We start from the raw sequence: 25,307 nt of genomic DNA, 5'->3' as shown, positions 1-25,307 counted from the left end.
GGACGTCACGCGGTCCTGTCCTCCGCCAGGGTGTGGGCGACCAGGGCGTTGGCGTGGCCGTGACCGAGGCCGTGTTCCGTCTTGAGCCAGGTGACGAGCTCCATGTGCCGGGTGAGCGGAGACGTGCGGATGAGGTCCTTCCACTCGGCGATCGGGCGGCCGTACTTCTTCTCGATGGCGGGGAAGTAGCTGGCGGGGCCCTTCACGGCGTCGGTCATGGGGTGCCTCGTTTCCTGTGGACGGAGGAGCGGGGTCGGTCGCCCGGTGGGCGTCGTTCTCGGGGGGAAGACCCTTCGAGGCGGGAGAAGTGGTCGGTTCCGGAGCGTGACTCCGGTCACATTGGCAGGGGTCGCCCCTCGCGCCCGTCACGAGGGACGACTGGGCGGGGGTCGGCCGGGGTCGTCGCGGCATCGCCGGTTGCCCCGCGTCGCCTCGGGGCCACCGGTCGGATCGGCACCGCGGACGGGGTCGGAGGCCACAGCCGGCGTCCGCCTGCTCCACCAAGCGGACGGCGCCACCGGTACCGGGCTCGGCAGCGGGGAGGCTCGGACGCGCGTGGCTCGGCAGGGGGGACGGTCCGGCCGCACGGGGCTCGGGCGCGGGGCGGTTCGGCCGCACCGGCTCGGCAGCGGGGAGGCTCGGACGCACGGGCTCGGCCGCGCGTGGCTCGACAGGGGGGGACGGTCCGGCCGCGCGTGGCTCGGCCGCGGGATGAAAATGCATTGACGTGCGCCGAGAGGGCTTGGTTGGCTTGCGGCTCCTGGCTTCGCTTCGTTCCGCGTCCCGCGGAGACCCCGGAAAGGGTGTTTTATGACCCGGCTCGTGCCGAGTGCGCCTCGCCGCACCGCATAGTCGTCCGACGTCCCTGTCGGACCGTGCGGTGGCGCGTCCCCGTACTCGGTTCCGCGCACGTCCGCCGTTCCACGGCTCCCGCGGCTCCCACGAGCCGTCCTGAGTGCGCGGTCCCCGCTCGGCGAGGCCGCTCGGCCTGCTCTTGCTGTCGTGACCCATTCCCAGCAAGGAGCACTCCGGGTGTCCCACACCTCTCACACCAACCGTCCTGACCACCCCCACGGCACCACCGACGGCAGCACCCGCGGCGACGCCCACAACACGCTGAAGGTCTCCACCTTCGCGTGCGCGTGGTGCGGTCTGACCGTGTCCGTCGCCGCCTCCGACGGTCAGCGGCGCAACCACTGCCCGTCGTGCCTGCACTCCCGTCACGTCCTCGACCACGTCGAGGGCGGGGCGAGCGAGTGCCACGGGCGGATGTCACCGATCGCCATCGCCGTGCTGCGCACCGGCGACTGGCGCGTCGTGCACCGGTGCGTACGCTGCGACGAGCTGACCTCGAACCCCGTCTGTGCGGACGACAACCAGCTCATCCTGATGCGGATGGCGGTACGGCCGCTCGCCCAGCCGCCGTTCCCGCTCGAAGCGTTCGGCACCCTCTGACGGCGCGGGAAGAGGGACGACGACATGCCACGACGTACCCACTCCGGCACCCCGGACCGCGACCGGCGCCGCCCGCAGCGACCCAAGCGCCTCCCCCACCTTCGGGACGGGCAGGCCGGGCGGGAGGGCCGGCGCAAGGGCCGACCGGACGTCTTCCGCTGCGCGGGCTGCCGCCTGGACGTCCCCGGCGACGCGCCGGGCACCGCTCATCGCAACCACTGTCCGAGCTGCCTGGTCAGCCTCCACGTCGACCGCAGGGTGCCCGGTGACCGGGCGTCCGACTGCCGCGGCCGGATGGAGGCCCTGGGGATATCGACGCGGCCGGACGGTGAGTGGATGCTCGTCCACCAGTGCCGGTCCTGCGGTGAGCTGAGCGTCAACCGCATCGCCGGGGACGACAACGCGCTGGCCCTCGTCCGTCTGGCCCTCCGGCCGCTGGCGGACGCCGGGATGGCGCACCGGGCCCTGCTCACGCTGTGACCGAGCGCCCGACGCGGTGAGGGCTCCCGGGTGCCGGGCACTCGGGAGCCCTGACCGGCCGGGACGGCCGTTCCTCCGGCAGGGCCTGAGCCGTTCGCTCCCCGGCACGGCCTCCGCGGACGGCTGTGGGGGGACACGGGCTCGGAGGGACGGACCCGGGGGCGCCGGCACGGCCTTCGCCGACGGCCTCCGGACGGACGTCACCGAACCACCGGAAAAGTTCCGCGGGGATGTCGAGAACGCGTGGCCCGCTCCGTCCCAGGGGTGAACGCGCCCCACGCGACCCACAATGGGCGCACCGGAACGAGGAGAGACCCACCATGGCCAAGTACCTGCTGCTGAAGCACTACCGGGGAGCCCCGGCCGCGGCCAACGACGTGCCCATGGAGCAGTGGACGCCGGAGGAGATCTCGGCGCACGTCCAGTACATGAACGACTTCGCGGCCCGGCTGGAAGGGACCGGGGAGTTCGTCGACGGCCAGGCGCTGGCCCCCGAGGGCACCTGGGTCCGGTACGACGGCGAGGGACGTCCCCCGGTCACCGACGGACCGTTCCCCGAGACGAAGGACCTGATCGCCGGCTGGATGGTGATCGACGTCGACAGCTACGAGCGCGCCGTCGACCTGGCCGGGGAACTGTCGGCGGCCCCCGGCGCGGGCGGCAAGCCCCTCCACGAGTGGCTGGAGCTGCGCCCCTTCCTCACCGAGCCGCCCACCATCACGGAGTGACGCACCACGGGAGTGACGGTCACGGAGTCACGGACACGGCAGGGCGCACCACAGCGTGACGTGCAACGAAGTCGAAGTGACGTGACGTGACACGGAGTGAGGCAGGAAGGAGTGACGCCGTCCATGGACGAGTGGGACACGTTCCTGCTGCGCACCCTCACACCGGGCGTGCTCACCGTCCTCGTTCGCCGCGGAGCCGACTTCGCGGCGGCCGAGGACGCCGTGCAGGAGGCGCTGGTCGAGGCGGGGCGCGGGTGGCCGTCCGGCCCGCCGCGCGATCCGAAGGGCTGGCTGGTGACGGTGGCCTGGCGGAAGTTCCTCGACGCCACCCGCGCCGATGCCGCCCGTCGCCGGCGTGAGGACCGCGTCGAGGAGGAACCGGCGCCCGGCCCGGTGCCCGCCGCCGACGACACGCTCCACCTGTACTTCCTGTGCGCTCATCCGTCGCTGACCCCGTCGTCGGCGGTGGCGCTCACGCTGCGGGCCGTCGGCGGGCTCACCACCCGCCAGATCGCCCGCGCCTACCTGGTGCCCGAGGCGACGATGGCGCAGCGCATCAGCCGGGCCAAGCGCACGGTCTCCGGTGTGCGGTTCGACCGGCCCGGCGACGTCGCCACCGTGCTGCGGGTGCTGTACCTGGTGTTCAACGAGGGCTACTCCGGTGACGTCGACCTCGCGGCCGAGGCGATCCGCCTCACCCGGCAGCTCGCGGCCCAGGTGGACCACCCGGAGGTGGCGGGGCTGCTCGCCCTCATGCTGCTCCACCAGGCCCGGCGGGCCGCCCGGACCGCGCCCGACGGCAGCCTGGTGCCGCTCGCCGAACAGGACCGGGGCCGCTGGGACACCCGCATGATCGCCGAAGGGATCGGCATCCTGCGGGGAGCCCTGGCCCGCGACCGGCTGGGCGAGTTCCAGGCGCAGGCCGCCGTCGCCGCGCTGCACGCGGACGCGCCCCGCGCCGAGGAGACCGACTGGGTGCAGATCGTCGAGTGGTACGACGAACTCGTACGGCTGACCGACAACCCCGTCGCCCGGCTCAATCGCGCGGTCGCCGTCGGTGAGGCCGACGGGCCGCGCGCCGGGCTGGCGGCGCTGGCCGAACTGGACGACGCGCTGCCCCGGTACACCGCCGTGGCGGCCTACCTCCACGAGCGGGACGGCGACCTCCCGAGGGCCGCGCGGCTCTACGCGGAAGCCGCCCGCAAGGCCTCCGACCTGGCCGAACGCGACCACCTGACCCGCCGGGCCGCCCAGCTCAACACCCGTCTGCGCCGTTGAGCGCGGCCGGCGGCCGGACCCCGGCGCGGGGCCCGTCGTCCGTGGCCCGCCCGGCGGCAAGAAAGGGAACGGACGGTGTGCATGGGGCCGCGGTCACGGGGTATGTGACCAACCAGCAACCGGAACGACCTCACGAAGGTGACGTGTCCGGGCGCATACTGGTGTCAATGACTAAGCCAGGTGCATCGAAGCGATATCTGCCCACCAGCCCCTTCAAGGCGCCGGTCGCGCCGCCGCCCAAGGAGTTCACGGTGGGCGATCAGGTCACGCACGACATGTACGGTCTCGGCCGCGTCCTCGGCATCGAGGACGGCATCGCGGCGCTCGTGGACTTCGGCTCGCGACAGGAGCGGATCCTGAGCCCGTACCACAAGATGACCAAGCTGTAGCGCGTCCGACCAGGGCGACCGAACCGTCCCGCCGCGTCCGGATCCACACCCCCGGGCGGCGCCACCGCTGTGCCCGGTCACGGCACACCGGGTCCGCATAGCGGGCCCGCACCGAATGGGAGACCCTTCATCGACTCGACCCTGCTCTTCTCCGACCCGGAGGGGACGCCCCGCCATGCCGTCACGACCCGGCCGGCTCCGGCGACGGATCCCTTCCAGGCACCGGATCTGCCGGACTTCCCGGAAGGGGAGGACCTGGTGGACTTCTTCCCGGAGGACGAGGACCTGACGCCCCCGGCGTCGTCCCGCCCGCAGTCCGCCGGCCCGTCCCGCGGGCGGCCCAAGGACGGCCGGAGCGGTCGGAGCGACCGCGGCGACAGGAGCGGCCGGAGCAACAACCGGGGCAACCGGAGCGATCGACACGGCCGGCAGGGCCGACAGGGCCGGAACGGCTCCTGAGGCGACCGGACGGGCCGGGCGATCCGACCCGACGCGACTCGCGCCAGGGCCGGACCGGTCGACGCCCCCGCCCCCGCCCGCGCCTGCGGTGCCCCGCCCGAGGTGGCCGGACCGCAGCCCGCCCGGCCCGGGCACCGACGCCGAGGCCGAGGCCGAGGCCGACGCTAACGTGCGGGGACGGGCGAACGTCGCTATGACGGACGTCGGCGTAGCGAGCGTCGCCAAGGCGGACGTCGACCGGACGACCATCGACGGCCACCCGTTTGCGGCGAGCGCTCCTGCGCGTGTGCCTCGTCGCGCGCCCCCCGACGCCTTCCCCCCTCCCCGGCCCCCCTCCCCGGCCTCCCTCCCCCCGGCCCTCCTGCGCCGTCCCGTGGCACTGCCCGTCCCCCCGGCGCTGCCCGTCCCGTGGCACTGCCGACCCGCCCGGGCAGACCGCTCCGTGCGAGGAGCCGTGCGAGGAGTCTCCGAGGAGCCGTGGGAGTGCGCTCAACTGCGCCTCGAACCAGCCACTTTGACGTAGGTTGGTCGCACTGTTCGCTCACCGTGTAGGAGGCTCAGCCGTGTCGGAGGACATCGCCCAGGACAGTGCCGGTTTCGGGACACGTGCCCGGATCGATACCAGCAGGCCGCACTCGGCCCGTTTCTGGAACTACTTCGTCGGCGGCAAGGACAACTACAAGGTCGACCGGCAGATCGGGGAGCAGATCAAGGAGATCTTCCCGGGGCTGGTCGACGTCGCGCACTCCAGCCGGCTCTTTCTCGGGCGCGCCGTCCGCTATCTGGTCGCCGAGCAGGGCGTGCGGCAGTTCCTGGACATCGGCACGGGGCTGCCGACGGCCAACAACACCCACGAGGTGGCGCAGCGGGCCGCGCCCGACGCGCGGATCGTCTACGTCGACAACGACCCGATCGTCCTCGCCCACGCCAACGCCCTGCTGACCAGCACCCCCGAGGGCCGTACCGCGTACCTGGACGCCGACCTCTACGACCCCGAGTCGGTGCTGCGGGCCGCCGCCGAGACGCTGGACCTGTCCCAGCCGGTCGGCCTGATGATCCTCAACACGCTGGGCCACGTCCCGGAGTACGAGCAGGCACGTGATCTCGTCCAGCGCCTCGTGGCGGGGCTTCCGTCCGGCAGCCACCTGGTGATCTCCGACAGCACCGCGACCAGCGAGGGCATGATCGCGGCCTCCGACGCCTACAACGCCAGCGGTGCGGTGCCGTACCACGTGCGCAGCGTCGAGGAGATCACCGGACTGTTCGACGGGCTGGAGCTGGTGGAGCCGGGTGTCGTGCGGGTGCCGGAGTGGCGGCCCGAGGCCGACGGCGCCGAGGAGGAAAACAAGGCCGTCGACGCCTTCTGCGGGGTGGCGCGCAAGCCGTAGCCGGGGCACCCGTACCGCTGCTCACCCGTCCGCCCCCGCCGCCCGATCCGGTCGGCGGGGGCGGACGATAATCGGGCCATGGCCTCTCCGGTAGTCAGGACGAACCCCGTGCACGAGCGGCTGCGGGCCGATGTCCTGGCGGTCGGGGCACCGTACGCGCTGGTCCTGGCCGGCGGGGACGCGGTCCGGGCGCACGGGCTGGTGGACCGCCTCACCGGGGGCGTCGACGTGGCGACCGAGCACGCGGCCGGGATGCCGGAGATCGTCGCCGGGGTGCGGGCCGGGCTGGAGGAGCGCGGCTGGACGGTCACCGTGGTGGAGGCCGACCCCCTCGGCGCCCGCCTGCTGGCCGGGGACCCGGCAACCGGTACGGAGTGCCGGGCCGACCTCCGCAAGGAGGTGCTGTGGCGGCCCCCCGTGGAGACGGCGGCGGGGCCCACCCTGTCCCTGGAGGACCTCGTCGGCACGACGGTGCGTGCGCTGGCGGGCCGGGGCCTGCCGCGCGACCTCATCGACGTGCACGCCGCCGCCCGGCTGTGGAGCCGGCCGGACCTGGAGGAGCTGGGGCGCCGGCACGCCCCCGACACGTTCGACCTCGCCGACCTCCAGTCGCGCCTCTCCGGCACGGACTGGCTCGACGACGCCGAGTTCCGCGCCCACGGCATCGACCCGCCGACAGCCGACACCATCCGGCGCTGGGCCCAGGAATGGGCGGACGACATCGCGGAACGACTGCTGGAGGGCGGGGACCCACCGGAGGATCCGGCGGAAACGGACTGACTTCTCCTGATGAGCACACCGGCCCGACATAGGGCACGGTGGGAACGTTTTTGCAGGTCAGCGCGCCTTTCTTCCCGTCACCTGTCGTGATGAAGTGAGCGGTCAACCAAGAACCGGAAGGTGGGTCCAGGGGTTCTCCCCGGTGTTCCTGACGAAGACACCTGGAGGGGATCACCTTGGCCTTGACGCACGTCGCGCGTCTGACCACCGCGCTCGTAGCCGCGGCTGCACTCGTCATCACCGTGCCATCCACGGCGCAGGCAAGCGCTGTCGGCTCGACTCCGGTCCGCACTTTTGAGTACACCGTCGGCGGAATGACCATGAAGGTGCCGACCGGGTGCATGTTCACCCACATCATCCGGGGCGGAGGCCGAAAGATCACGTACCAGAACGCAGGGGTCGACTGTGCGTTCGTCGGCGCGCTCAGCAGTGGCTTCTGCAACTGGCGCATCGACTTCACCTACGCCGACACGCGCAACAAGACGTACCGCACGTCCCGCGGCAGGACACACAGCGAATGCAAGATCGACCCTATGCGCAGCAACTCCCCGCAGACGTTGCCTCGTTATGGAAAGGCGTGCGCGCACCTGGCGGTGAACGGAGTGCGACGCGTGAGTCAATGTCACCACATCACGAAGTGAGCCGGCATGAATGAACAGCAGGAGCGGCCCCCTGGATCCGCCCGTGGAGCGCGTCGGCAGCGTGGCGGGGTCGTTGCCTTTCTGGTGGGGCTGATGGCCGGGCTGGCGTTCTTCGGGTTCTTTCCCGGCCTGCCGCACGTCATCGACGCAGGCGCCATCCTTGTGTCACTGATCGTAGGGGCGCTGGCCCGGTGGGGCTGGCAAGCCTGGTACGACCGGTCCGCAGGCAAGACGCAGAGTCACCACGGCGACGCGGGGTAGCGCGGTTTGTCGGTCCCCGCCCTCTGCCGGCCCTCCCATCCCTGTTACTCGGGTTATGCCGCCGGGGACAAGCGGGGGTCGGCCACACCGCGAGCGGCACGGTGCACGTCATGCCCGATGATCTTCGATCGGAGGACTGACAGCGACGCCGCGACCGCAGATGTGCGTGGCCCGCACGTCTGCGAGTGATCCGAACAGCAGGCCATGACAGCGGCTTCCCCCTTGCTCACGCCCTCACCAGAGTGCTCGGCGGTCACGGACATTACGGCGCCCGGCCGGTGTCCGCGGCCGCTACAGGGTGAAGGCAAGGGGTGCTGGGCGGCTTGGTATGACGGGGACCCGGGCAGGCGGTGCCGGGGCATCGGGTGTCGGTGGGCGGGGCTAGCATCCGGGCATGACGACTGAATCGACGAACGGCAGCTCCCCCCTCGACGTGGAGATCGACGCGCTGAACGGCGGCTCCGCCGCGCTGGCGCAGTACAGCGGGCAGGCCGTGCTGGTGGTGAACGTGGCTTCGAAGTGCGGGCTGACCCCGCAGTACGCCGGGCTGGAGCGGCTGCAGGAGCGGTTCGCCGGGCAGGGCTTCACCGTGCTCGGGGTGCCCTGCAACCAGTTCCTCGGGCAGGAGCCCGGCACCGCCGAGGAGATCGCGGAGTTCTGCTCGGCCACCTACGGGGTGACCTTCCCGATGACGGAGAAGGTCGAGGTCAACGGCGAGGGACGGCACCCGCTGTACGAGCGGCTGGTCGGCTTCGCCGATGCCGAGGGCCACAGTGGCGACATCCGCTGGAACTTCGAGAAGTTTCTGATCGGCCGGGACGGCAAGGTCGTCGCCCGGTTCTCGCCGCAGACCGAGCCGGAGTCGGCGGAGGTCGTGGCGGCCGTGGAGGGCGCCCTCGCATGACCGCGAGGAGGTGACCGGGACCGACGTCCGGAACGGCTCCGGCCGACATCCGTCCGATGGCCCACGGGCCAGCCATCGCCACCGCCACCGCACAGCGGCAGGTGCGCCGCCCGACGGTGGTGTCCCCCGACGACGGCGGGTCACCGACGACGGTGGTGTCCCCCGCGGACGGTGGTTCACCGACGACGAGGTGACCGCCGGGGCCTGGTCGAGCCGGGGGCGGCCCGACCCCCGGCCGGGGCCTCCGTGCCGACGTGAGGGGCGCCCAGCCGCCCAGCCGCCCAGCCGCCAGCCGCCCACGCGCCGGTGACGCCTGCGGTCGGCCGCCGGTGGTCCCGGGGCCCGGGCGCGCGGTGGCGCCCCGCCCTGCGGGTGTCCTCCCCGGCGGCGTTGACCTTGCCCCTGGGGCAGGCCACAGCGTGCGGGGTGCCGGGCGGACGGACCGTCCGGTGACGGAGGGAACCGGTGGACGAGGATCTGCTGAGCATCGGGACGTTCGCGGCCCGGGCCCGGCTGTCGGCCAAGGCGCTGCGCCTGTACGACCGGCTGGGACTGCTGCCCCCGGCGCGGGTCGACGACCTGACCGGTTACCGGTACTACCGGGCCGGACAGGTGGAACGGGCCCGGCTGGTGGCGCTGCTGCGTCAGCTCGACATGCCGCTGGCACGGATCGCCGAGGTCGTCGACGCGGGCGACGGCGCCCGGGCGGCCGACCGGCTCGCCGCCTACTGGGCGGATGTCGAGACGCGGGTCGCCGGTCAGCGGACGCTCGCCGAGTACCTCCGTGGACGTTTGTCGGGGAGGAGCTCCGAGATGTACGGGAAGTTCGTGGTCGACACGGTGGACGTGCCCGAGCAGGTACTGATCACCGAGACGCGGCACACGCTGGCGGACGAGTTGCCGGCGTGGATCGGTGCCGCGCTGGACCGGCTGGTGGAGGCGGCCGGCGGCTGTGGGGGCGTGACCGGCGCACCGTTCGTCGCGTATCACGCCGAGGTGTCGGCGGAGAGCGACGGCCCCGCCGAGGCGTGCGTGCCGGTCGCCGACGAGGCGGCGGCCCGCCGGTGGGCGCAGGGCGCCGGTGCGGCCCGCGGGGCACGGGTGCGGGTGGAGCCCGCCCACCGGCTCGCCCGGACCCGGGTCACCAAGGCGCAGGTGGCGCACCCGCAGATCCTGGCCGCGTTCGAGGCGGTGGAGGAGTGGATGGCGGCCGAGGGGCTGTCGGCCGCGGGGCCGTGCAGGGAGGTGTACTTCGCGGACTGGGACGCGGCCGGTCCGCAGGATCCGGTGTGTGACGTCAGCTTTCCGGTGACGGGCCGCTGAGCGGCGGGCCCGGCCCGGTCACGGACGTCGGCCGACAGTGTCCCGTGACGGGCCGGGCCCTCTCGGCAAGGACGGCGGACTCGACGAGAGGGCTCCGTTCACCGGTGACGCGGACCGGACGCGATCGGTACCGGTGGAGAGGGCCGGTGCCGGTCGTGGTGGTGCCGGGTGCGCCGCTGGCGCCGGGTACGACGGTCGGGCGCGTACCCGTGGTGGGGGCGGGTGCGTGCGGACCTGATGCCGCGGGCGCCGCACCCCGGTGCTGTCACCGGCACTCCCGGTGCCTCCGCGGAGGCCGGTGCATCCTGTGGCTCCGGTGACGCGGACCGTGACTCCGGTGGCTCCGGTGTCCGGTCAGGGCTTCACCGAGGCGACGAAGGCGCTCCACGCGTCCGCCGGGAAGGCCAGCTTCGGACCCTCGGGGATCTTGGTGTCCCCGAGTTCCAGCGCCGCCTCGGTGGTGGACCGCACCATCACGCAGGCACCGTTGTTGTTGGTGTAGGAGGACGTCTTCCACGCTTCCGTGGCGCCCAGACGAATAGCCATGATCGCTCCGTAGCCAGTTGCTGAGTTGCTGTCACCGGCCTGCGCGTTCCGGCATGGACCCGCAGAACGGATTGCGCCAACCCGTGGTGCTGATTGGCGTGATCGACGCTACTCGCCACCATCCTCTTTCGGAGCAGCCGTTCACTCGACCGGATGGCATATTCCGGAGGAGCGGGACAGGCAGGGAGGTCAGGCATGTATGATTCCGCCCCGCGCTCCCCGCCACCGGCCCAGCCCCCGCCCAGCCCCGGATCGGCACCTGCCCACAGCACCGGCTGAGTAAAGGCCCGACACCGGCCCGGCCTCTGCCCAACAGCGCTCATCCGCCTGCCTCGTGGCTTCTCCGGCCCCGCCCGGTCGCCCGGCGGGCACTCACCGAGCGCTCAGCGGGCGTACTCCTTGGCGACGCGTTCCACCAGTTGACGGGACTGCTCGACGTTCAGCGACTGGGCCCGCAGGTGCTCGTACATCACGGTGTACTTCTGCACGTCGTGCGGCTTCTCCAGGTAGAGGTCGCTGGTCACGCCCTCGATGTAGACCACGCTGGAGTCGGCCGCGTCGGCGAACTCCAGGATGGAGTACTGGCCGTTGATGCCCGCGTGCGCGCCGACCTCGAAGGGGAGCACCTGCACGGTGACGTGCGGCAGCTGGCTCAACTCCATGACGTGCTCCAGCTGTTCCCGCATGATCTGGCGGCTGCCGACGACGCGGTGCAGCGACGCCTCGTCGAGCACCACCCACAGCCGCAGCGGCTCCGCGTCGGCGGTGATGCGGCTCTGCCGGCGCAGGCGCACCTCCACCCGCTTGTCGTTCTCCTGCTCGGTGGACTCGGGCGAACCGCCCTGGACGATCGCCTCCGCGTAGGCGCGGGTCTGCAACAGCCCGGTGATGATCTGGGGTTCGTAGACGCGCAGCGACTCGGCGTCCGTCTCCAGGCCGATGTACACGCTGTACGGGATGTCACCGAAGGCGTGCCACCAGCCCTGCTGGCGGGAGTCCTTGGCCATCTGCATCAGCGACTCGACGATGCGCTGGTCCTCCACCTCGTAGACCCCGCACAGGTCGCGGACGTCGCGCTGGCTGATGCTGCGCCGCCCGTTCTCCAGGCGGCTGATCTTCGACTGCGACACCAGCAGCCGCTCGGCCACCTCCTCCGCCGTCATGCCCTTGAGCTCGCGGAGCCTGCGCAACTCCTGGCCCAGCCGGCGTCGCCTGACGGTGGGATTGACATTGGACGCCACGGGACGTGCACCTCCGGCTGTGTGCCTCGTACTTGCTCGTACTTGCCACTATGCGTATCTGCTGTTCAGCAGATTGCCACCAAGGTGCTTCCCGCCGCTGGGAAACGGGCGGATGTGCGACGGCTCCACACCGGTCACCCCTCCGTAGGGGTGCCGCGCCGGACGTCGGGTGACGACGTGTTCGACACGGCCCGGGGCCGGTTTCCGGCACGCCGGGCGGGCGGAGGGGGCCCTCGCCCTCTCCGCCCGCCCGCCCGGACAGCGGCTCCCGTGACCGGGTCCGCGACGGCCGCGGACGGACGTGCGGCGCGGTGGCGAACCGTCGCCCGCACCTCGGAGCAGCCGACGCCGGTGCCTGCCGTTCGTGTCCTCCGTGCCGTTCGGGCCGTTCGTGCCGTTCGGGCCGTTCGCGCCCTCCGTGCCGTTCGTGCCGTCCCTGCCGCCGCGGCCCGCTGGACCGTGGCGTGATGCGGTGGCGTCACGTGCCTCGTGGCACCACCGGACGCGGTGGGGTCACGACGCCCGGTCGGGCCCCGACGCCCGGTGCGCGTCCGGGGTGCCGTGGACGGCTCGTTCGTATGCCGACGGCTCGTACCGTGCGTGGACGGCTCGTACGTGCGCGGACGCCTCGCTCGTGCGCGTGGACGTGGCGGGAGTGGCCCCCGGCGTCGGGACGCCGTTCGTCCGTTCGTCAGGGGCCACCGCACGTCGTCAGTGGGCCACCACGCGCGTCATCGAACCGCGGCGCGGTTGGGTCGGCACGCCTCGGGCGGGCTCCGCCGTGCCCCGGCCGCCCGCACCGGGCTGCCGTGCGGCCGCCGATGCCGGGCTCCGGCGCGGCTGCGCGGCCACGCCGTTCTGGACGTCCATCACGGCGTGCGCCACGAGGCCGCCCATCGGGTCGTGCCGGATCAGGTCCCGCAACCGGGAACGCGAGGACCGTCCCTCGTTCCCCGGGTACAGGTGCTTGCCGAGGCCGACCGCGTGCGCCAGTGCGGCGAGCGCGGCGGTCCGCGGGTCCGGCGGCACGCCGGTCCGGATCGCGGAGTCCAGCCGGGCCCTGATCTCCCGGCTGATCTCGGTGTCCGTCGCCTGGTAGCGAGTCGTCGGCAGCACCCCGCACATCTGTCCCGCCACGGCATGCACCATGCCGCACCGCTCCAGATGCGAGAGGTACGTCTGGCGGAGCCCGAGTCGGGGCCCGCCTATCCAGTGGACGGCCCGTACCGGAGCGCCGCGCCTGCGCAGCAACTCCAACGCGCTGTCCAGTGTCGGATCTCCAGTCGGCCGTGGTACCACCACGGCGATACGATCCCCGTCTGGGGCTATCCGTCCGGCCAGCGCCAGCTCCACTAGCTGTGCTCCGGCCAGACCGAGGTCGAGCGACTGCGGCTGCGCAGTGGTACCCGTGGTCGGGTCCAGTGCGAGCAACAGAAGCTCCTCCGGAAGTGTTCTGCGGCTCCTGCCCATCCATGCCTCCCCGCGTGGATGTCTGACAGGGTGACCCCTCTCACATTGGTCTGTCGAGGGCACGTGACCGGTTCGTAAGGGAACCGGTAGGTATGTCGTCCTCGTCTACCACGTGGGGCAGGCCCGCACACAGGACACTGGTACATGGTTCGGACAGCACGGTGGAGCGCTGTCGCGGGCGGCGGTTCACGGTTCGGTTGGCGCACGCACGGCGTGCGGCACATGGAGGAGGCATCGGTGGCGGGCGAGTCCCCCGACAGGTCGAAGCAGCGTGCGTCGTCGGAAGAACCGACGCCGGGGAGCGCGGGTCCGGTTCCCGAGGCCAGGAGTGAGGCGGACGGTTCCGCCGAGAAGCGCGATCCCCGGCTGGCGGTGACGCGGGAGTCGTCGTCGTCCGCGTCCGGCACCTCCGCCGAAGCGTCGGGTGCGTCGGGTGCGTCGGGACCGTCGGCACGGGGCGGGGTCGACACGGCCACCCGCGTGCTGTCGGTGGGCGAGGCGCGGGACGAGAAGGGCGACAAGGGCGAGAAGGACGAAACGCGGGCGCGGGCCGAGAAGACCGGCGAGGCCGAAGAGTCCGACACCGCGCGGAAGGCGTCGGACGCGGAGCCTGCGGCGAAGGTCGCGGACTCCCCCGACGACGCGGACGCCGCCGGCGAAGGGGGCGACGCCACTGCGGCCGGTGACGACCGGCTGCGCGAGGCCGTGGCCGCGTGGGTGCGTACGGCGGACGAGGGGCAGGACCGGGAGACCACCGGGAGCAGCGCCTCTTCCGAGGGCGACGACGAGGCCGACGCCGAAGGCGAAGCCGACGACAAGGACACTGCGGACACCGCAGGCGAGAAGGGCACCGCGGGCGAGGCGGACACCGCGCACGCCGAACGCACCGGCGCCGACGCCTCGGCACCGTCGAAGCCCTCGACGCCCTCGACAACCTCCGAGCGCCCCGCCCCGGCGGCCGAGTCCCTCGAGCCCGAGAAGCCCCTGGACGGCGCTGCCGCCGACGAGACCCACGCCGACGAGGTCTCGTCCCCCGAGGACATCCCGGAGGCCGCCACGACCGCCTCCACGGCCTCCACGCCCGAGAAGACCGCCGAGGGCGCGGCCGACGGCGGGGGCGAGTCCACCGCCGACGCGGACGCCGATGTTGACGCCGACGCCGCCGTCGCGACCGGTGACAGCGATGTCGCGCCGACGACACCCGGCGGCGGAAAGGCCGACAGCGGCAAGGACGACAGCGGCAGCAGCAGCAGCAGCGGCAAGGACGACAGCGGCAGCAGCAGCAGCGGCAAGGACGACGACGAGGGCGAGGGCGACGACGCTCCCGCCGACGAAGGGCGCGAGGCGCCCGCGGCCGAAGACACCGGCCGTGAGACCTCACGTCCCGTCGATCAGCCCACGGCCGTGTTCCGTACCCCCCGGCGCTCCACGCCCCGCGTCGACCAACCCACCACCATGCTCAAGCTGGGCGACGCGGCCACGGCACCCGCCGAGGACGGCGGAGACGGCAAGGACCCGAAGGACGGCCAGGACGGACAGGACGGCCAGGACGGCAAGTCCGGGAAGCCCGGAACGGCCGCCGGAGCCGGGCAGGCCCCCGAGGGCGAGCAGGGCCGGAAGGCCGACCGGGAGGCGGACCGCACCGCCGACCAGGACGCGTCCGACGCATCCGACGCGTCCCCCGCCGGCCCTCCCGCCGAATCGCCCGCGGAGCGCACCAGCAAGTTCGTCGCGCTCAAGTCGCTCGACGACCCCGGCACCCGCAAGCCGCCCGTCACGGACGCCACCACCGCCCTGCGGACCGTGACGCCGGCCGCGCCGCCCTCCGAGCCCACGTCCACGCTGCCGCAGGTCGGCCCGGAGCGGACCACGCAGCAGCCGCTGCCGCCGAAGCCGCCGCTGGACCTGCTGGCCGAGCTGACCAACACCCCGCCGCCGCCGGAGACGCCGCTGCGGACCGCGGTGCGGCGGGTCAAGATCTGGACGCCGCTGGTCCTGCTGCTGGTGATCGTCTTCGCAGTCGTGCAGAACATGCGTCCGCTGCCCGAGCCGACGCTCGAACTCACCGCGAAGGACGACTTCACCTTCGAGGGCGGCAAGGTCGACATCCCCTGGCCGGCCGACGGACAGGCGGCGCTGGACGTGCAGGGCATCGGCTCGTTCGGGTCCTCCGGCGAGCAGAAGCCGGTGCCGATCGCCAGTGTCGCCAAGGTCATGACGGCGTACGTGATCCTGCGCGACCACCCGCTCAAGAGCGGCGCGCAGGGCCCGATGATCACGATCGACGACGCGGCGGAGAAGCAGTCCGACGCCGGGCAGGAGTCCACCGTCGACGTCACCGCCGGGGACGAGATCTCCCAGCGGGAGGCGCTGGAGAGCATCCTGATCGCGTCCGCGAACAACGTGGCGCGTCTGCTGGCGCGGTGGGACGCGGGCTCGGAGAAGGCGTTCGTGGAGAAGATGAACGCCGCCGCCGAGGACCTCGGCATGACCAACACGACGTACACCGACCCCTCGGGCCTGAACAACACGACCGTCTCCACGGCCGTGGACCAGGTGAAGCTGGGCAAGGCCGCGATGAAGCAGCCCGCCTTCCGCGAGGTGGCGGCGATGATGTCGTACGACGACTACAAGGGTGTCAACCACTCCAACTGGAACCAGCTGGTCGGCCACAACAACGTCGTCGGCATCAAGACCGGCACCACCACCTCCGCCCTCGGCAACCTGCTGTTCGCCGCGAAGAAGGACGTCGACGGCGAGATGCGCACCATCGTGGGCGCCGTGGTGCGCCAGCCCGCCGGAGGGAAGGACAACACCATCCTGAGCGCGGCGCTGACCGCGGGCGACGAGCTGATCCGGGCCGCGCAGGGCGTGCTGGAGTCGGCGACCATCCTGAAGAAGGGCGAGGTCGTCGGGTACGTGGACGACGGGCTCGGCGGCCGGACGCCGGTCGCGGTGACCGAGGACGTGAAGGCCGTGGGCTGGGCCGGGCTGTCGGTGGAGCTGACGTTCGCCGCGGACGAGGTGCCGCACCAGGCGAAGGCGGGGACCAAGGTCGGCTCGCTGACCGTGGGGGACGGCACGAGCAGTGCCGTCAAGGTGCCCGTCGCCCTTCAGGACGATCTCGTGGAGCCCGGCTTCACGGCCAAGCTGACGCGTCTCGCCTGATCGACGGCGAGGCGCGGGCACGCCCCGCCCGCCGGCCCTCCTCCACCACGGAGGAGGGCCGGCGGGGTGCGTGCTAGCGTCACGAATCGGGCAGGTCGCCGGTCCCCGGACGCGGTCGTGGACACCGCGGCGGACGGACGGGAGGCCGCCGCGTACAGAGGACGGGACACGGGGAGTGCCTACAGGTGGCCACTGCGGAGCCGACACGCGCCGACGACGCCGATCCGGGCCCGGCCTCGGGTGCGCGAATACCCGCGCCCGGATCGCCTCACCGCCCGGCGGGCCGGAGCGCCCCCGGCCCTGAGACCGGCACCGGGCCCGGTGCCCCGACCGACGCCGCCGACGCCGCCACCGGCGCCTCCGCTGACGTCTCCGCCGGCGTCTCCACGACTACGGACCCGGATCCGAACCCGAACCCTGACCCGGCCCCGAACCCCGACCCGGACCCGGCTGCCCCTCCCGCGCGTCCCGACGGCTCCCGTCTGCCGCGGCCGGTGCGGGCCGTGCGCGCCCGGATGCTGCGGCATCCGGTGCTGTCCGTCATGGGGCTCGCCGGGGTGCTGCACGTCGTCTGGTTCTTCACCTTCGCCAACAGCGGCGGCGACCTGGCGGCCCAGGACGCCTGGGCCGAGTTCGTCGGCCGTCATCCGGACCAGGCGTACAACCTGGCCTGGTACGGCGGCATGCATCCGGTGTCGTACAGCGTGGTGTCCCCGTATCTGATGTCCCTCCTCGGGGTGCGGACGACGATGATGATCGCGGGGACGGTGTCGGCGGGGCTGCTGACGCTGGTGCTGATGCGCAGCAGGAGCGTGCGCAACCCGCTGTGGGCGGCGCTGGCCGGGGTTTTCGCGCTGCTGTGCAACGCGGCCTCGGGGCGGGTCACGTACGGGCTGGGCACGATGTTCGCGCTGGGCGCGGTCGCCGTCGTCTTCTGCTGGCCGTACCGCTGGCGCTACAAGCGCTGGGCCAAGGCGCTGTGCGCGGCGCCGCTGGCGGCGCTGGCGACCATGGCGTCGCCGGTCGCGGGCCTCTTCGTGGGGCTGGTGGCGGTGGCGCTGTTCCTGCAGAAGCGCCGGCCGGGGGCGTGGGCGCTGGGGCTGGCGCCGACCGCGGTGGTGGCACTGTCGGCCTGGCTGTTCCCGTTCTCCGGCACCCAGCCGATGGGGTTCGGCTCGGTGATCCTGCCGCTGGTGTACTCGGTCCTGGTGGTGTTCCTCGTGCCCCGGGAGTGGCGCACGGTGCGGATCACGGCCGGGGTCTACGGGCTGGGCGTGGTGCTGGTCTGGCTGATCAGTTCGCAGATCGGGTCCAACATGACGCGGCTGGCGATGCTGTTCGCGGGCGTGGTGCTGGTGGCGGCGCTGCCGTTCGCGGTGCCCCGGAGCCGTAAGTGGTACGCGATCGTCATCGCGTTCGTCGGCTTCACGGTGTGGATCGGGTTCAAGTCGGTCGACGACGTCGTGAACACCACCCCGGCGGCGTCCTGGGCGCGGGAGCTGGCCCCGCTGGTGAACGAGTTGCAGGAGGTCGGGGCCGAGCGCGGCCGGGTGGAGGTCGTCCCGGCCCGTTCGCACCGCGAGGCGTCCGCCCTCGCCCCGTACGTCAACCTGGCGCGGGGCTGGAACCGGCAGGCCGACATGGAGCGCAACCCGCTGTTCTACGACGACACCCTCAACTCGGCGAACTACCACGAGTGGCTGAAGCGCTGGGCCGTGCACTACGTGGTGCTGCCCAAGGACAAGCCGGACGGGGACGGCGGCGAGCGGGAGCGGGAGCTGGTGCAGCGCGGGCTGCCCTACCTGACGCAGGTGTGGGGCGACGCGAACTGGCAGCTGTTCGAGGTGGCCGACCCGACGCCGCTGGCCGGGCCGAACGCGGTCGTCGAGCGGGCCGAGCAGGGCGCGATGACGATCCGGGTGGAGAAGGCGGGGCGGGTGCTGATCCGCGTCCCGCACTCGCCGTGGCTGGGTCTGGTCGACGCCGAGGGCACGGCGCTGGAACCGCCCCGGGAGACCGAGGAGTCCGAGAACCGTCCGGAGGGCGAGCCGGCGACGTACGAGAACGTCAACGGCTGCCTGATGGAGACGGAGGAGGACGCCAACGGCGACGTGTGGACGGTGCTGCTGGCACCGGAGCCGGGCACCTACCGGCTGGCGGCGCCGTACAAGTGGTCGCGGGGCACGCCGTGCCCGGAGGAACTGCGCTGACCGCGGCCGGGGGTGGCGGGCGTTCCGCCGGCCGCACCCGGTGTTCCCGGTTCCGTTCGGCCGGTTCGGGCGGGGTCGGCCGTCCAGCGGGTCCAGTGGGTTCAGCGGGTCCGGCTCGGTTGGGCCCGTCAGGCTCTGTTCGGCCGTCCAGCCCCGCTCGGCCCGTCCAGCCGGTACGACGGGTCCGGTGGGTCCGGCGGGTCCGGCGGGTCCGGCGGGTCCGGCGGGTCCGGTGGGTCCCCGGTGCTCAGACCGCCCGCGGGTAGCGGGCCAGCCAGGCGGCGGAGGAGGCGGTGGGGCTGTGCAGGGCGGCGCCCTGGGTCATCTCCATGGCGAAGTCGTCGGCGAGTTCCAGGACCGTGGGGCGGCCCTCCAGCTCGGCGAGCCAGGCCGGGGGCAGGGCCGTCTCGCCGTGCAGGGCGCCCAGCAGGCCGCCGGTGAGGGCCCCGGTGACGGCGCTCGGCCCGTCCTGGTTGACCGCCAGGCACAGGCCGTGCCGCACGTCCTCCGCGACCAGGGCGCAGTAGACGGCGGCGGCGACCAGTTCCGCCGCCGTGCCGGTGCCGCTCAGCCGGGAGACCCGCTCCGGGGTGGGCAGGCCCTGCCGGACCGCGCCCAGGGCCTGCTGGAGGGCGTCCGAGACGGTGGCGTGGCCGGGCAGGGCCGACAGCAGGGCGAGGGCGCTCTGCACGGCCGCGTCCGGGTTCTCGCCCCGGGCCAGCGCGTGCACGGTCACCGCGTACGCGCCCGCCGCGAGGCAGGCGTCGGGGTGGCCGTGGGTCTGTGCCGCGCACTCGACGGCGAGCTGGGCGACCAGGTTCGGCTCCCAGCCGACGAGCAGCCCGAAGGGCGCGGACCGGGCGGCGGCCTCCGGGCCGGGGTCGCCGGGGTTCTTGGGCGCCTCGGGGGTGCCCATGGTGTCGTCGCCGAGTCCCAGCAGCAGGGCCCGGGAGGGGTCCCGGCGGGCGTACAGCCACTCCTCGCGGGCCAGCGAGCCGTCGTCCTTGCGGCGCTCGTCGGGGCCCCAGTCGCGCTGGGTGGTGGCCCAGCGCAGGTACGCCCGGTGCAGGTCGGTGGGCGGGTGCCAGGCGCCGGTGTCGCGGCGCACCTGGGCGCGGATCAGCCCGTCCACGGAGAACAGGGTGAGCTGCGTGAGGTGGGTGACGGCGCCGCGGCGGCCGTAGGCGGTACCGAGGTCGACGACGCCGGCGGCACCGTGCGCCTCGCGGATGGCGTCGGTGGTGAGGGCCGCCACGGGCGCGCCCAGCGCGTCGCCGAGGGCCACGCCGAGCAGGGTTCCGCGCACCCGGCTGCGGAAGTCCTGCTGCTCGCGGCGCCCCCACACGGGCCCGGTCGTCGCACCCACCCAGACCTCCCAGGAACCCGTGCACACGTACGACGCCAGCACTGTAATCGAACGGGGGCGGGCGGCTCACCGGCGGAACGGTAGGGCCCGGTCGGCCCGAGTGGCCCGGCCGGCCCGAGTGGTAGCGGCTGTGCCCGTCCGGCTGCTTCGCCGGCGTCCCGGACGTCCGGCGCCTCCGTCCGCCGGGCGGGCTGCCGGGCGCGGAGGCGCGAGCGGGCGGGCGCGGAAGTACGGCGAAAGTACGGCTATGCGGATGGGCGGAGGCACGGCGGTACGGCCGCACTGCGCCACGGCGTACTGCCGTGCGGCTATTCGACCACCCGCACGGTGGTCCCGGCCGTGCCGAAGGCCCACAGGGCGGTGCCGTCCTCCTTGGCGACGCGGATGCCGCCGGTCTTGGCACCCGGGTCCGCGGGTGGCGGGGACGAGCCGTCGACGGCGTTGGAGAAGGCTATGGAGACGCCGGCCTTGGCGGCGAAGTACATGATGTGCTCGACCTGGACCCCGTCGCTGCCGGTGGTGGCCTCGGTGCGGGTGCCGATCGTGTAGCTGCCGGGCTCCGGGTCGACCGTCCCCGGCCAGACGGGGAAGGTGCGGCGGGCGGCGTCACTGGCGTCGACCAGCCACACCCGCTTCAGGCCGAGGGAGTAGACGACGCGGCGTCCGGTGCCGGAGTCGGCCGGTACGGCCTCCGGGTTCCTCTTCTCCGGGGAGGCGGACGGCTTCGGGTCGTCGGCCGTCGCGGACGCGCTGGGGGCGCTCGTGGCGGCGGCGGGCCTCGGCTTGGGGCCCTGGTCCGCCTGCACCGCGAGGACGGCCACCACGGCCAGCGCACCCGCGGTCAGCCCGGTCACCCAGGCCCACGAGGGAAGACGGGCAGGCAACGGTACGCATCTCCTCGGTCGGCGGAGTTCCGGCCCCCGAAACCGGAGGTCGGATCATCCTACTGCCCGTTTCCGGACCCCTTCCGCCCGTCCCCTCCGGGTCTCTCGCCCCCTCCCCTACGGGCCTCCCGCCCGTCCCCTACGGGCCCCTCAACCCGCCCTCAGGGCCCCTCGACCCGCCCCTCCGGACCTCTCGCCTCGCCCCCTACGGGCCTGGCGCCTCGTCCCCACCGGCCCCTGCGGCCCATCTCCGGAGTCGCCCGGGGGACGGGCGGCCGCAGGCCGGAGGATGCCCCGGCCCGGAGGATGCCCCGGCGCGGAGGCGGCCCCGCTCGCGCTGCCCGCAGGTCCCGAGGCCGCCGCCACCTTCCCGCCCGGCCACCTTCCCGCCCGGCCGTCTGACCGCCCGGCCGTGAGACCGCCCGGCCGCCCGGCCGCCCCGCCGCCGGGCCCTCGCCCGCCGCTCAGTCCAGCACCGGCAGCAGTTCCGGCAGGTGCCCGTCGGAGGCCTCCGCCGCGCGCCGGCGCTCCTCGGGGACCTCCCCGTAGAGCGTGGTACGCGGCTTCGCGGGCCGGCCGGCCGCCTCGGCCACGGCGATCAGGTCCTTCACGGACTTGTACGAGCCGTAGGAGGAGCCCGCCATCCGGGAGATGGTCTCCTCCATCAGCGTGCCGCCGAGGTCGTTCGCGCCGGAGCGGAGCATCTCGGCCGCGCCCTCCGCGCCCAGCTTCACCCAGCTGGTCTGGATGTGGGGGATGTGCGGGTGCAGCAGCAGCCGGGCCATCGCGGTGACCGCGCGGTTGTCGCGGACGGTGGGGCCGGGCCGGGCGATGCCGGCCAGGTAGACCGGCGCGTTGGTGTGCACGAAGGGCAGGGTGACGAACTCGGTGAAGCCGCCCGTCTCCTGCTGGATGCGGGCCAGGGTGCGCAGGTGGCCGAGCCAGTGGCGGGGCTGGTCGACGTGGCCGTACATCATCGTCGAGGAGGAGCGGATGCCCAGCTCGTGGGCGGTGGTGACGACCTCGATCCAGGTCGCCGCGGGCAGCTTGCCCTTGGTCAGGATCCAGCGGACCTCGTCGTCGAGGATCTCGGCCGCGGTGCCCGGGATGGTGTCCAGGCCCGCTTCCTTCGCCGCGGTCAGCCACTCGCGGATCGACATCCCGGTGCGGGTCGCGCCGTTGACGACCTCCATCGGGGAGAAGGCGTGCACGTGCATGCCGGGGACGCGTGCGCGCACCGCCCGCGCGATGTCGAAGTAGGCGGTGCCGGGCAGGTCCGGGTGGATGCCGCCCTGCATGCAGACCTCGACCGCGCCGACGTCCCACGCCTGCTGGGCGCGGTCGGCGACCTGGTCCAGGGACAGCGTGTAGGCGTCGGCGTCGGTGCGGCGCTGGGCGAAGGCGCAGAAACGGCAGCCGGTGTAGCAGACGTTGGTGAAGTTGATGTTGCGGGTGACGATGTAGGTGACGTCGTCGCCGACCGCCGCCCGGCGCACGTCGTCCGCGATCCGGCACAGCGCGTCCAGGGCCGGGCCGTCGGCGTGCAGCAGGGCCAGCGCCTCGGCGTCGGTGAGCCGGGTCGGGTCGTCGGCGGCGGTGCTCAGCGCGGCCCGCACATCGGTGTCGACGCGTTCGGGCACCAGCCCGGGGGCGGCGGCCTCGCGCAGGGCCTCCCAGTCCCCGTACACCTCGTCGAAGTCCTCCCGGCGGTCGCCGGTGCGGCCCTCGGTGTCGATGGTGCGGTGCAGGTCGGTGCGGCCGGTGGCGGTGAACGCCTCGTCCGGCTCCTGCCAGGGCAGGCCCCGGGGTACCGCGTCCGGGCGGGCGAGGCCGGTGTCCGGGTCGGCGAGCGCGGCGACGTGCGGGCGCAGCCGGGGGTCCAGCCAGGGTTCCCCGCGGCGGACGAACTCCGGGTAGACGCATAGGCGTTCGCGCAGTTCGAACCCGGCCGCGCGGGACGTCTCGGCCAGTTCGTCGATCCGGGGCCAGGGCCGCTCGGGGTTGACGTGGTCGATGGTGAGCGGGGAGACCCCGCCCCAGTCGTCGATGCCGGCCGCGATGAGCCGCCCGTACTCGGAGTCCACCAGGTTCGGCGGGGCCTGGATGCAGGCGGACGGGCCGAGGACGTGCCGGGCCACGGCGACGGTGGCGACCAGTGCGTCGAGTTCCGCGTCCGGCATGCCGCGCATCGCGGTGTCCGGCTTGGCGCGGAAGTTCTGGATGATCAGTTCCTGGATGCCGTGGTGGGCCCGGGAGATCTTCCGCAGCGCGAACAGGGAGTCGGCGCGCTCCTCGTGGGTCTCGCCGATGCCGATCAGGATGCCGGAGGTGAAGGGGACCGAGGAGCGTCCCGCGTCCTCCAGCACCCGCAGCCGCACGGCCGGCTCCTTGTCGGGGGAGCCGTGGTGGGGGCCGCCGGGCTCGGACCACAGCCGGGTCGCGGTGGTCTCCAGCATCATGCCCATCGAGGGCGCCACCGGCTTCAGGCGCTGGAGATCGGTCCAGGTCAGCACGCCCGGGTTGAGGTGCGGCAGGAGGCCGGTCTCCTCCAGGATCCGCACCGACATGGCGCGGACGTAGGCGAGGGTGTCGTCGTAGCCGTGCGCGTCGAGCCACTCGCGCGCCTCGGGCCAGCGGTCCTCGGGCTTGTCACCCAGGGTGATGAGGGCTTCCTTGCAGCCGAGGGCGGCACCCTTGCGGGCGATGTCCAGCACCTCGTCCGGAGACATGAACATCCCGTGCCCGGCCCGCCGCAGCTTGCCGGGGACGGTGACGAACGTGCAGTAGTGGCACGTGTCCCGGCACAGCCGGGTCAGCGGCAGGAAGACGCTCTTGGAGTAGGTGATGACGCCGGGCCGCCCGGCCGCCTCCAGGCCGGCGTCGCGCACCCGGGCCGCCGAGGCGCACAGGTCCTCCAGGTCCGCGCCGCGCGCCTGCAGCAGCACGGCCGCTTCGGACACGTCCAGGGAGACGCCGTCCCGGGCCCGCTTCAGTGCGCGCCGCATGGAGTTCTCGGTCGGGCCGCCGGTTCCGGAGGTCACGGAAGTCGTCATCCTTTGAGCATACGTTCGGGGTGATCAGCCGCGGCGACGGCCGCTACGACCACGGCCCGGACCCGCCGGGCGCACGGCACCGCCACCCGGCCGTCCGGCACCCGCCGGGCCCGGCGGGCACCGCACGCGACCGTCCGCCCGGCCCGGAGGGCACCCGCCGGATCCCCGTACGGGGGCGCCCGCCGGTCCCGTAGGTGCCCACCCGCCGGTCCCCTGCGGAGTGCGCCCGCCATGGCCAAGGGCGCGGCCGGTCCCCGCGCTTCCCGGCAGGCCGCCCCGCTCCTCGCGCGCAGCCGTCACCCCGCGGTCCCGTCGACGAACGGCTGGACGGTGTCGAGGGCCCGCAGCACCTCCGTCTCGCCCTCGGACGGCAGTTGCACGACGGTCTCCTCGATGCCCAGGTCGGCGTAGTGCGCCAGCTTGCCCGGGGTCGGGTGGACGGCGTAGGGCACCACCTGGAGGGCTTCGGGGTCACGGCCCGCGTCGGCCCAGGCGGTCCGCAGGGCGGGCAGCGACTCGGACAGGCCGCGTCCGCCGATCGGCAGCCAGCCGTCGGCGTACTCGCAGATGTGCGCGAACAGCTTCGGCCCGGCGCCGCCCCCGACCAGGGTGCGCGGTCCCACCACCGGTCCCCGCTGCTTCTGCACCGGCTTGGGGTGCGCGAAGCTGGCCCGGACGCTGGCGAACGCGCCCTCGTAGGAGGTCGGTTCCTCGGACCACAGGGAGCGCATCAGACCCATCCGGTCGCGCACCAGCTCGCGCCGGGTGCGCCAGTCGACGCCGTGGTCGGCGGCCTCCTCCACGTTCCAGCCGAAGCCGACGCCGAGCGTGAACCGGCCGCCGGAGAGGTGGTCCAGGGTGGCGATCTGCTTGGCCAGGTCGATCGGGTCGTGCTGGGCGGCCAGCGTGATGCCCGTGCCGACGCCCAGCCGCTCGGTGACGGCCGCCGCCTGGCCGAGGGCGACGAAGGGGTCGAGGGTGCGGCCGTACTCCCGGGGCAGCTCGCCGCCCGCCGGGTAGGGGGTGGTCCGCTCGACGGGGATGTGGGTGTGCTCGGGCAGGTACAGCCCGGCGAATCCGCGCTGTTCCAGCTCGCGGGCGAGCCGGACGGGGTTGATCGTCTCGTCGGTGAGGAAGATCGTGACGGCGATGCGCATGGGCGGCCTTTCGTACGCGGACGACTCCCCATCCATACCGGGGGCCGGGCCGCGTTGTCCATACCGACCGGTCGGACGGTGCGTTTCCGGACCCGCTGCCCGCGCCGGCGCCCTGTGCGCGACCCG

At 73.4% G+C, this 25,307-nt stretch carries 21 protein-coding genes; 13 read left to right on the top strand and 8 right to left on the bottom strand.

Features of this window, described 5'->3' with window-relative positions:
* Positions 1 to 5: 5 nt before the first annotated feature.
* Positions 6 to 218, bottom strand: a complete 213-nt coding sequence (locus tag AC02VZ_RS06540; protein ID WP_362099519.1) for a DUF4287 domain-containing protein — start codon at positions 216 to 218, stop codon at positions 6 to 8.
* 898 nt (positions 219 to 1,116) lie between these two features.
* Between AC02VZ_RS06540 and AC02VZ_RS06535 the strand changes: the two genes are divergently transcribed.
* The 11 genes from AC02VZ_RS06535 to AC02VZ_RS06485 all read left to right on the top strand — a co-directional run bounded on the left by AC02VZ_RS06535 (position 1,117) and on the right by AC02VZ_RS06485 (position 10,086).
* Positions 1,117 to 1,455 carry an RNHCP domain-containing protein gene (locus tag AC02VZ_RS06535; protein ID WP_476474904.1) on the top strand — a complete coding sequence of 113 codons (339 nt, stop codon included), beginning with the start codon at positions 1,117 to 1,119 and terminating at the stop codon, positions 1,453 to 1,455.
* A 24-nt stretch (positions 1,456 to 1,479) separates the two neighbouring features.
* The gene (locus tag AC02VZ_RS06530; protein ID WP_476474790.1) at positions 1,480 to 1,935 is read left to right on the top strand and encodes an RNHCP domain-containing protein; all 456 of its coding nucleotides are present in this window, start codon (positions 1,480 to 1,482) and stop codon (positions 1,933 to 1,935) included.
* Positions 1,936 to 2,255: 320 nt separating this feature from the next.
* The gene (locus AC02VZ_RS06525; RefSeq protein ID WP_476474789.1) at positions 2,256 to 2,663 is read left to right on the top strand and encodes a YciI family protein; all 408 of its coding nucleotides are present in this window, start codon (positions 2,256 to 2,258) and stop codon (positions 2,661 to 2,663) included.
* A gap of 123 nt (positions 2,664 to 2,786) precedes the next feature.
* Complete coding sequence (locus tag AC02VZ_RS06520) at positions 2,787 to 3,941, top strand: RNA polymerase sigma factor (protein ID WP_476474788.1); 1,155 nt, start codon at positions 2,787 to 2,789, stop codon at positions 3,939 to 3,941.
* 167 nt (positions 3,942 to 4,108) lie between these two features.
* Entirely contained in the window at positions 4,109 to 4,330 is a 222-nt protein-coding gene (locus AC02VZ_RS06515; RefSeq protein ID WP_362099531.1) for a CarD family transcriptional regulator, read from the top strand.
* Positions 4,331 to 5,352: 1,022 nt separating this feature from the next.
* Positions 5,353 to 6,177: an SAM-dependent methyltransferase gene (locus AC02VZ_RS06510; RefSeq protein WP_432056858.1), complete on the top strand. Its 825-nt coding sequence runs from the start codon at positions 5,353 to 5,355 to the stop codon at positions 6,175 to 6,177.
* A 78-nt stretch (positions 6,178 to 6,255) separates the two neighbouring features.
* Positions 6,256 to 6,957 carry a nucleotidyl transferase AbiEii/AbiGii toxin family protein gene (locus AC02VZ_RS06505; RefSeq protein WP_476474787.1) on the top strand — a complete coding sequence of 234 codons (702 nt, stop codon included), beginning with the start codon at positions 6,256 to 6,258 and terminating at the stop codon, positions 6,955 to 6,957.
* 182 nt (positions 6,958 to 7,139) lie between these two features.
* Complete coding sequence (locus AC02VZ_RS06500; RefSeq protein WP_432056857.1) at positions 7,140 to 7,598, top strand: hypothetical protein; 459 nt, start codon at positions 7,140 to 7,142, stop codon at positions 7,596 to 7,598.
* A gap of 6 nt (positions 7,599 to 7,604) precedes the next feature.
* Entirely contained in the window at positions 7,605 to 7,859 is a 255-nt protein-coding gene (locus AC02VZ_RS06495; RefSeq protein WP_432056856.1) for a hypothetical protein, read from the top strand.
* 394 nt (positions 7,860 to 8,253) lie between these two features.
* Positions 8,254 to 8,763, top strand: coding sequence for a glutathione peroxidase (locus AC02VZ_RS06490; RefSeq protein WP_432056855.1), 510 nt, complete (start codon positions 8,254 to 8,256; stop codon positions 8,761 to 8,763).
* Positions 8,764 to 9,228: 465 nt separating this feature from the next.
* Positions 9,229 to 10,086 (top strand): MerR family transcriptional regulator, encoded by an 858-nt coding sequence (locus AC02VZ_RS06485; protein ID WP_432056854.1) that lies wholly within the window; start codon positions 9,229 to 9,231, stop codon positions 10,084 to 10,086.
* A 354-nt stretch (positions 10,087 to 10,440) separates the two neighbouring features.
* Here AC02VZ_RS06485 and AC02VZ_RS06480 read toward each other — a convergent pair whose 3' ends face one another.
* The 3 genes from AC02VZ_RS06480 to AC02VZ_RS06470 form a co-directional block, all read right to left on the bottom strand.
* The gene (locus AC02VZ_RS06480; protein ID WP_362099549.1) at positions 10,441 to 10,632 is read right to left on the bottom strand and encodes a DUF397 domain-containing protein; all 192 of its coding nucleotides are present in this window, start codon (positions 10,630 to 10,632) and stop codon (positions 10,441 to 10,443) included.
* A gap of 383 nt (positions 10,633 to 11,015) precedes the next feature.
* Positions 11,016 to 11,873, bottom strand: a complete 858-nt coding sequence (locus AC02VZ_RS06475) for a helix-turn-helix domain-containing protein (protein ID WP_432056853.1) — start codon at positions 11,871 to 11,873, stop codon at positions 11,016 to 11,018.
* 711 nt (positions 11,874 to 12,584) lie between these two features.
* The gene (locus AC02VZ_RS06470; RefSeq protein ID WP_362099555.1) at positions 12,585 to 13,343 is read right to left on the bottom strand and encodes a GOLPH3/VPS74 family protein; all 759 of its coding nucleotides are present in this window, start codon (positions 13,341 to 13,343) and stop codon (positions 12,585 to 12,587) included.
* Positions 13,344 to 13,580: 237 nt separating this feature from the next.
* Between AC02VZ_RS06470 and AC02VZ_RS06465 the strand changes: the two genes are divergently transcribed.
* Together AC02VZ_RS06465 and AC02VZ_RS06460 are read left to right on the top strand one after the other, a co-directional pair.
* The gene (locus AC02VZ_RS06465; protein ID WP_476474786.1) at positions 13,581 to 16,511 is read left to right on the top strand and encodes a D-alanyl-D-alanine carboxypeptidase; all 2,931 of its coding nucleotides are present in this window, start codon (positions 13,581 to 13,583) and stop codon (positions 16,509 to 16,511) included.
* A 185-nt stretch (positions 16,512 to 16,696) separates the two neighbouring features.
* Positions 16,697 to 18,721 carry an MFS transporter gene (locus tag AC02VZ_RS06460; protein ID WP_476474785.1) on the top strand — a complete coding sequence of 675 codons (2,025 nt, stop codon included), beginning with the start codon at positions 16,697 to 16,699 and terminating at the stop codon, positions 18,719 to 18,721.
* A 247-nt stretch (positions 18,722 to 18,968) separates the two neighbouring features.
* On the opposite strand, the gene AC02VZ_RS06455 is transcribed toward AC02VZ_RS06460, so the two are convergent.
* The 4 genes from AC02VZ_RS06455 to AC02VZ_RS06440 all read right to left on the bottom strand — a co-directional run bounded on the left by AC02VZ_RS06455 (position 18,969) and on the right by AC02VZ_RS06440 (position 25,181).
* Entirely contained in the window at positions 18,969 to 20,087 is a 1,119-nt protein-coding gene (locus AC02VZ_RS06455; RefSeq protein ID WP_476474784.1) for an ADP-ribosylglycohydrolase family protein, read from the bottom strand.
* 308 nt (positions 20,088 to 20,395) lie between these two features.
* Complete coding sequence (locus tag AC02VZ_RS06450; RefSeq protein WP_432056849.1) at positions 20,396 to 20,971, bottom strand: hypothetical protein; 576 nt, start codon at positions 20,969 to 20,971, stop codon at positions 20,396 to 20,398.
* A 464-nt stretch (positions 20,972 to 21,435) separates the two neighbouring features.
* Positions 21,436 to 24,024 (bottom strand): bifunctional FO biosynthesis protein CofGH, encoded by a 2,589-nt coding sequence (locus AC02VZ_RS06445; RefSeq protein WP_476474783.1) that lies wholly within the window; start codon positions 24,022 to 24,024, stop codon positions 21,436 to 21,438.
* Between the two features lie 296 nt (positions 24,025 to 24,320).
* On the bottom strand, positions 24,321 to 25,181 hold the full coding sequence (locus tag AC02VZ_RS06440) for an LLM class F420-dependent oxidoreductase (RefSeq protein ID WP_476474782.1): 861 nt from the start codon (positions 25,179 to 25,181) through the stop codon (positions 24,321 to 24,323).
* Positions 25,182 to 25,307: the final 126 nt, after the last annotated feature.

The sequence above is a fragment of the Streptomyces sp. 3-6 genome, assembly GCF_056323165.1.
The sequence above is the reverse complement of the archived record's forward strand: the minus strand, read 5'-3'. Positions and strand labels throughout refer to the sequence as shown.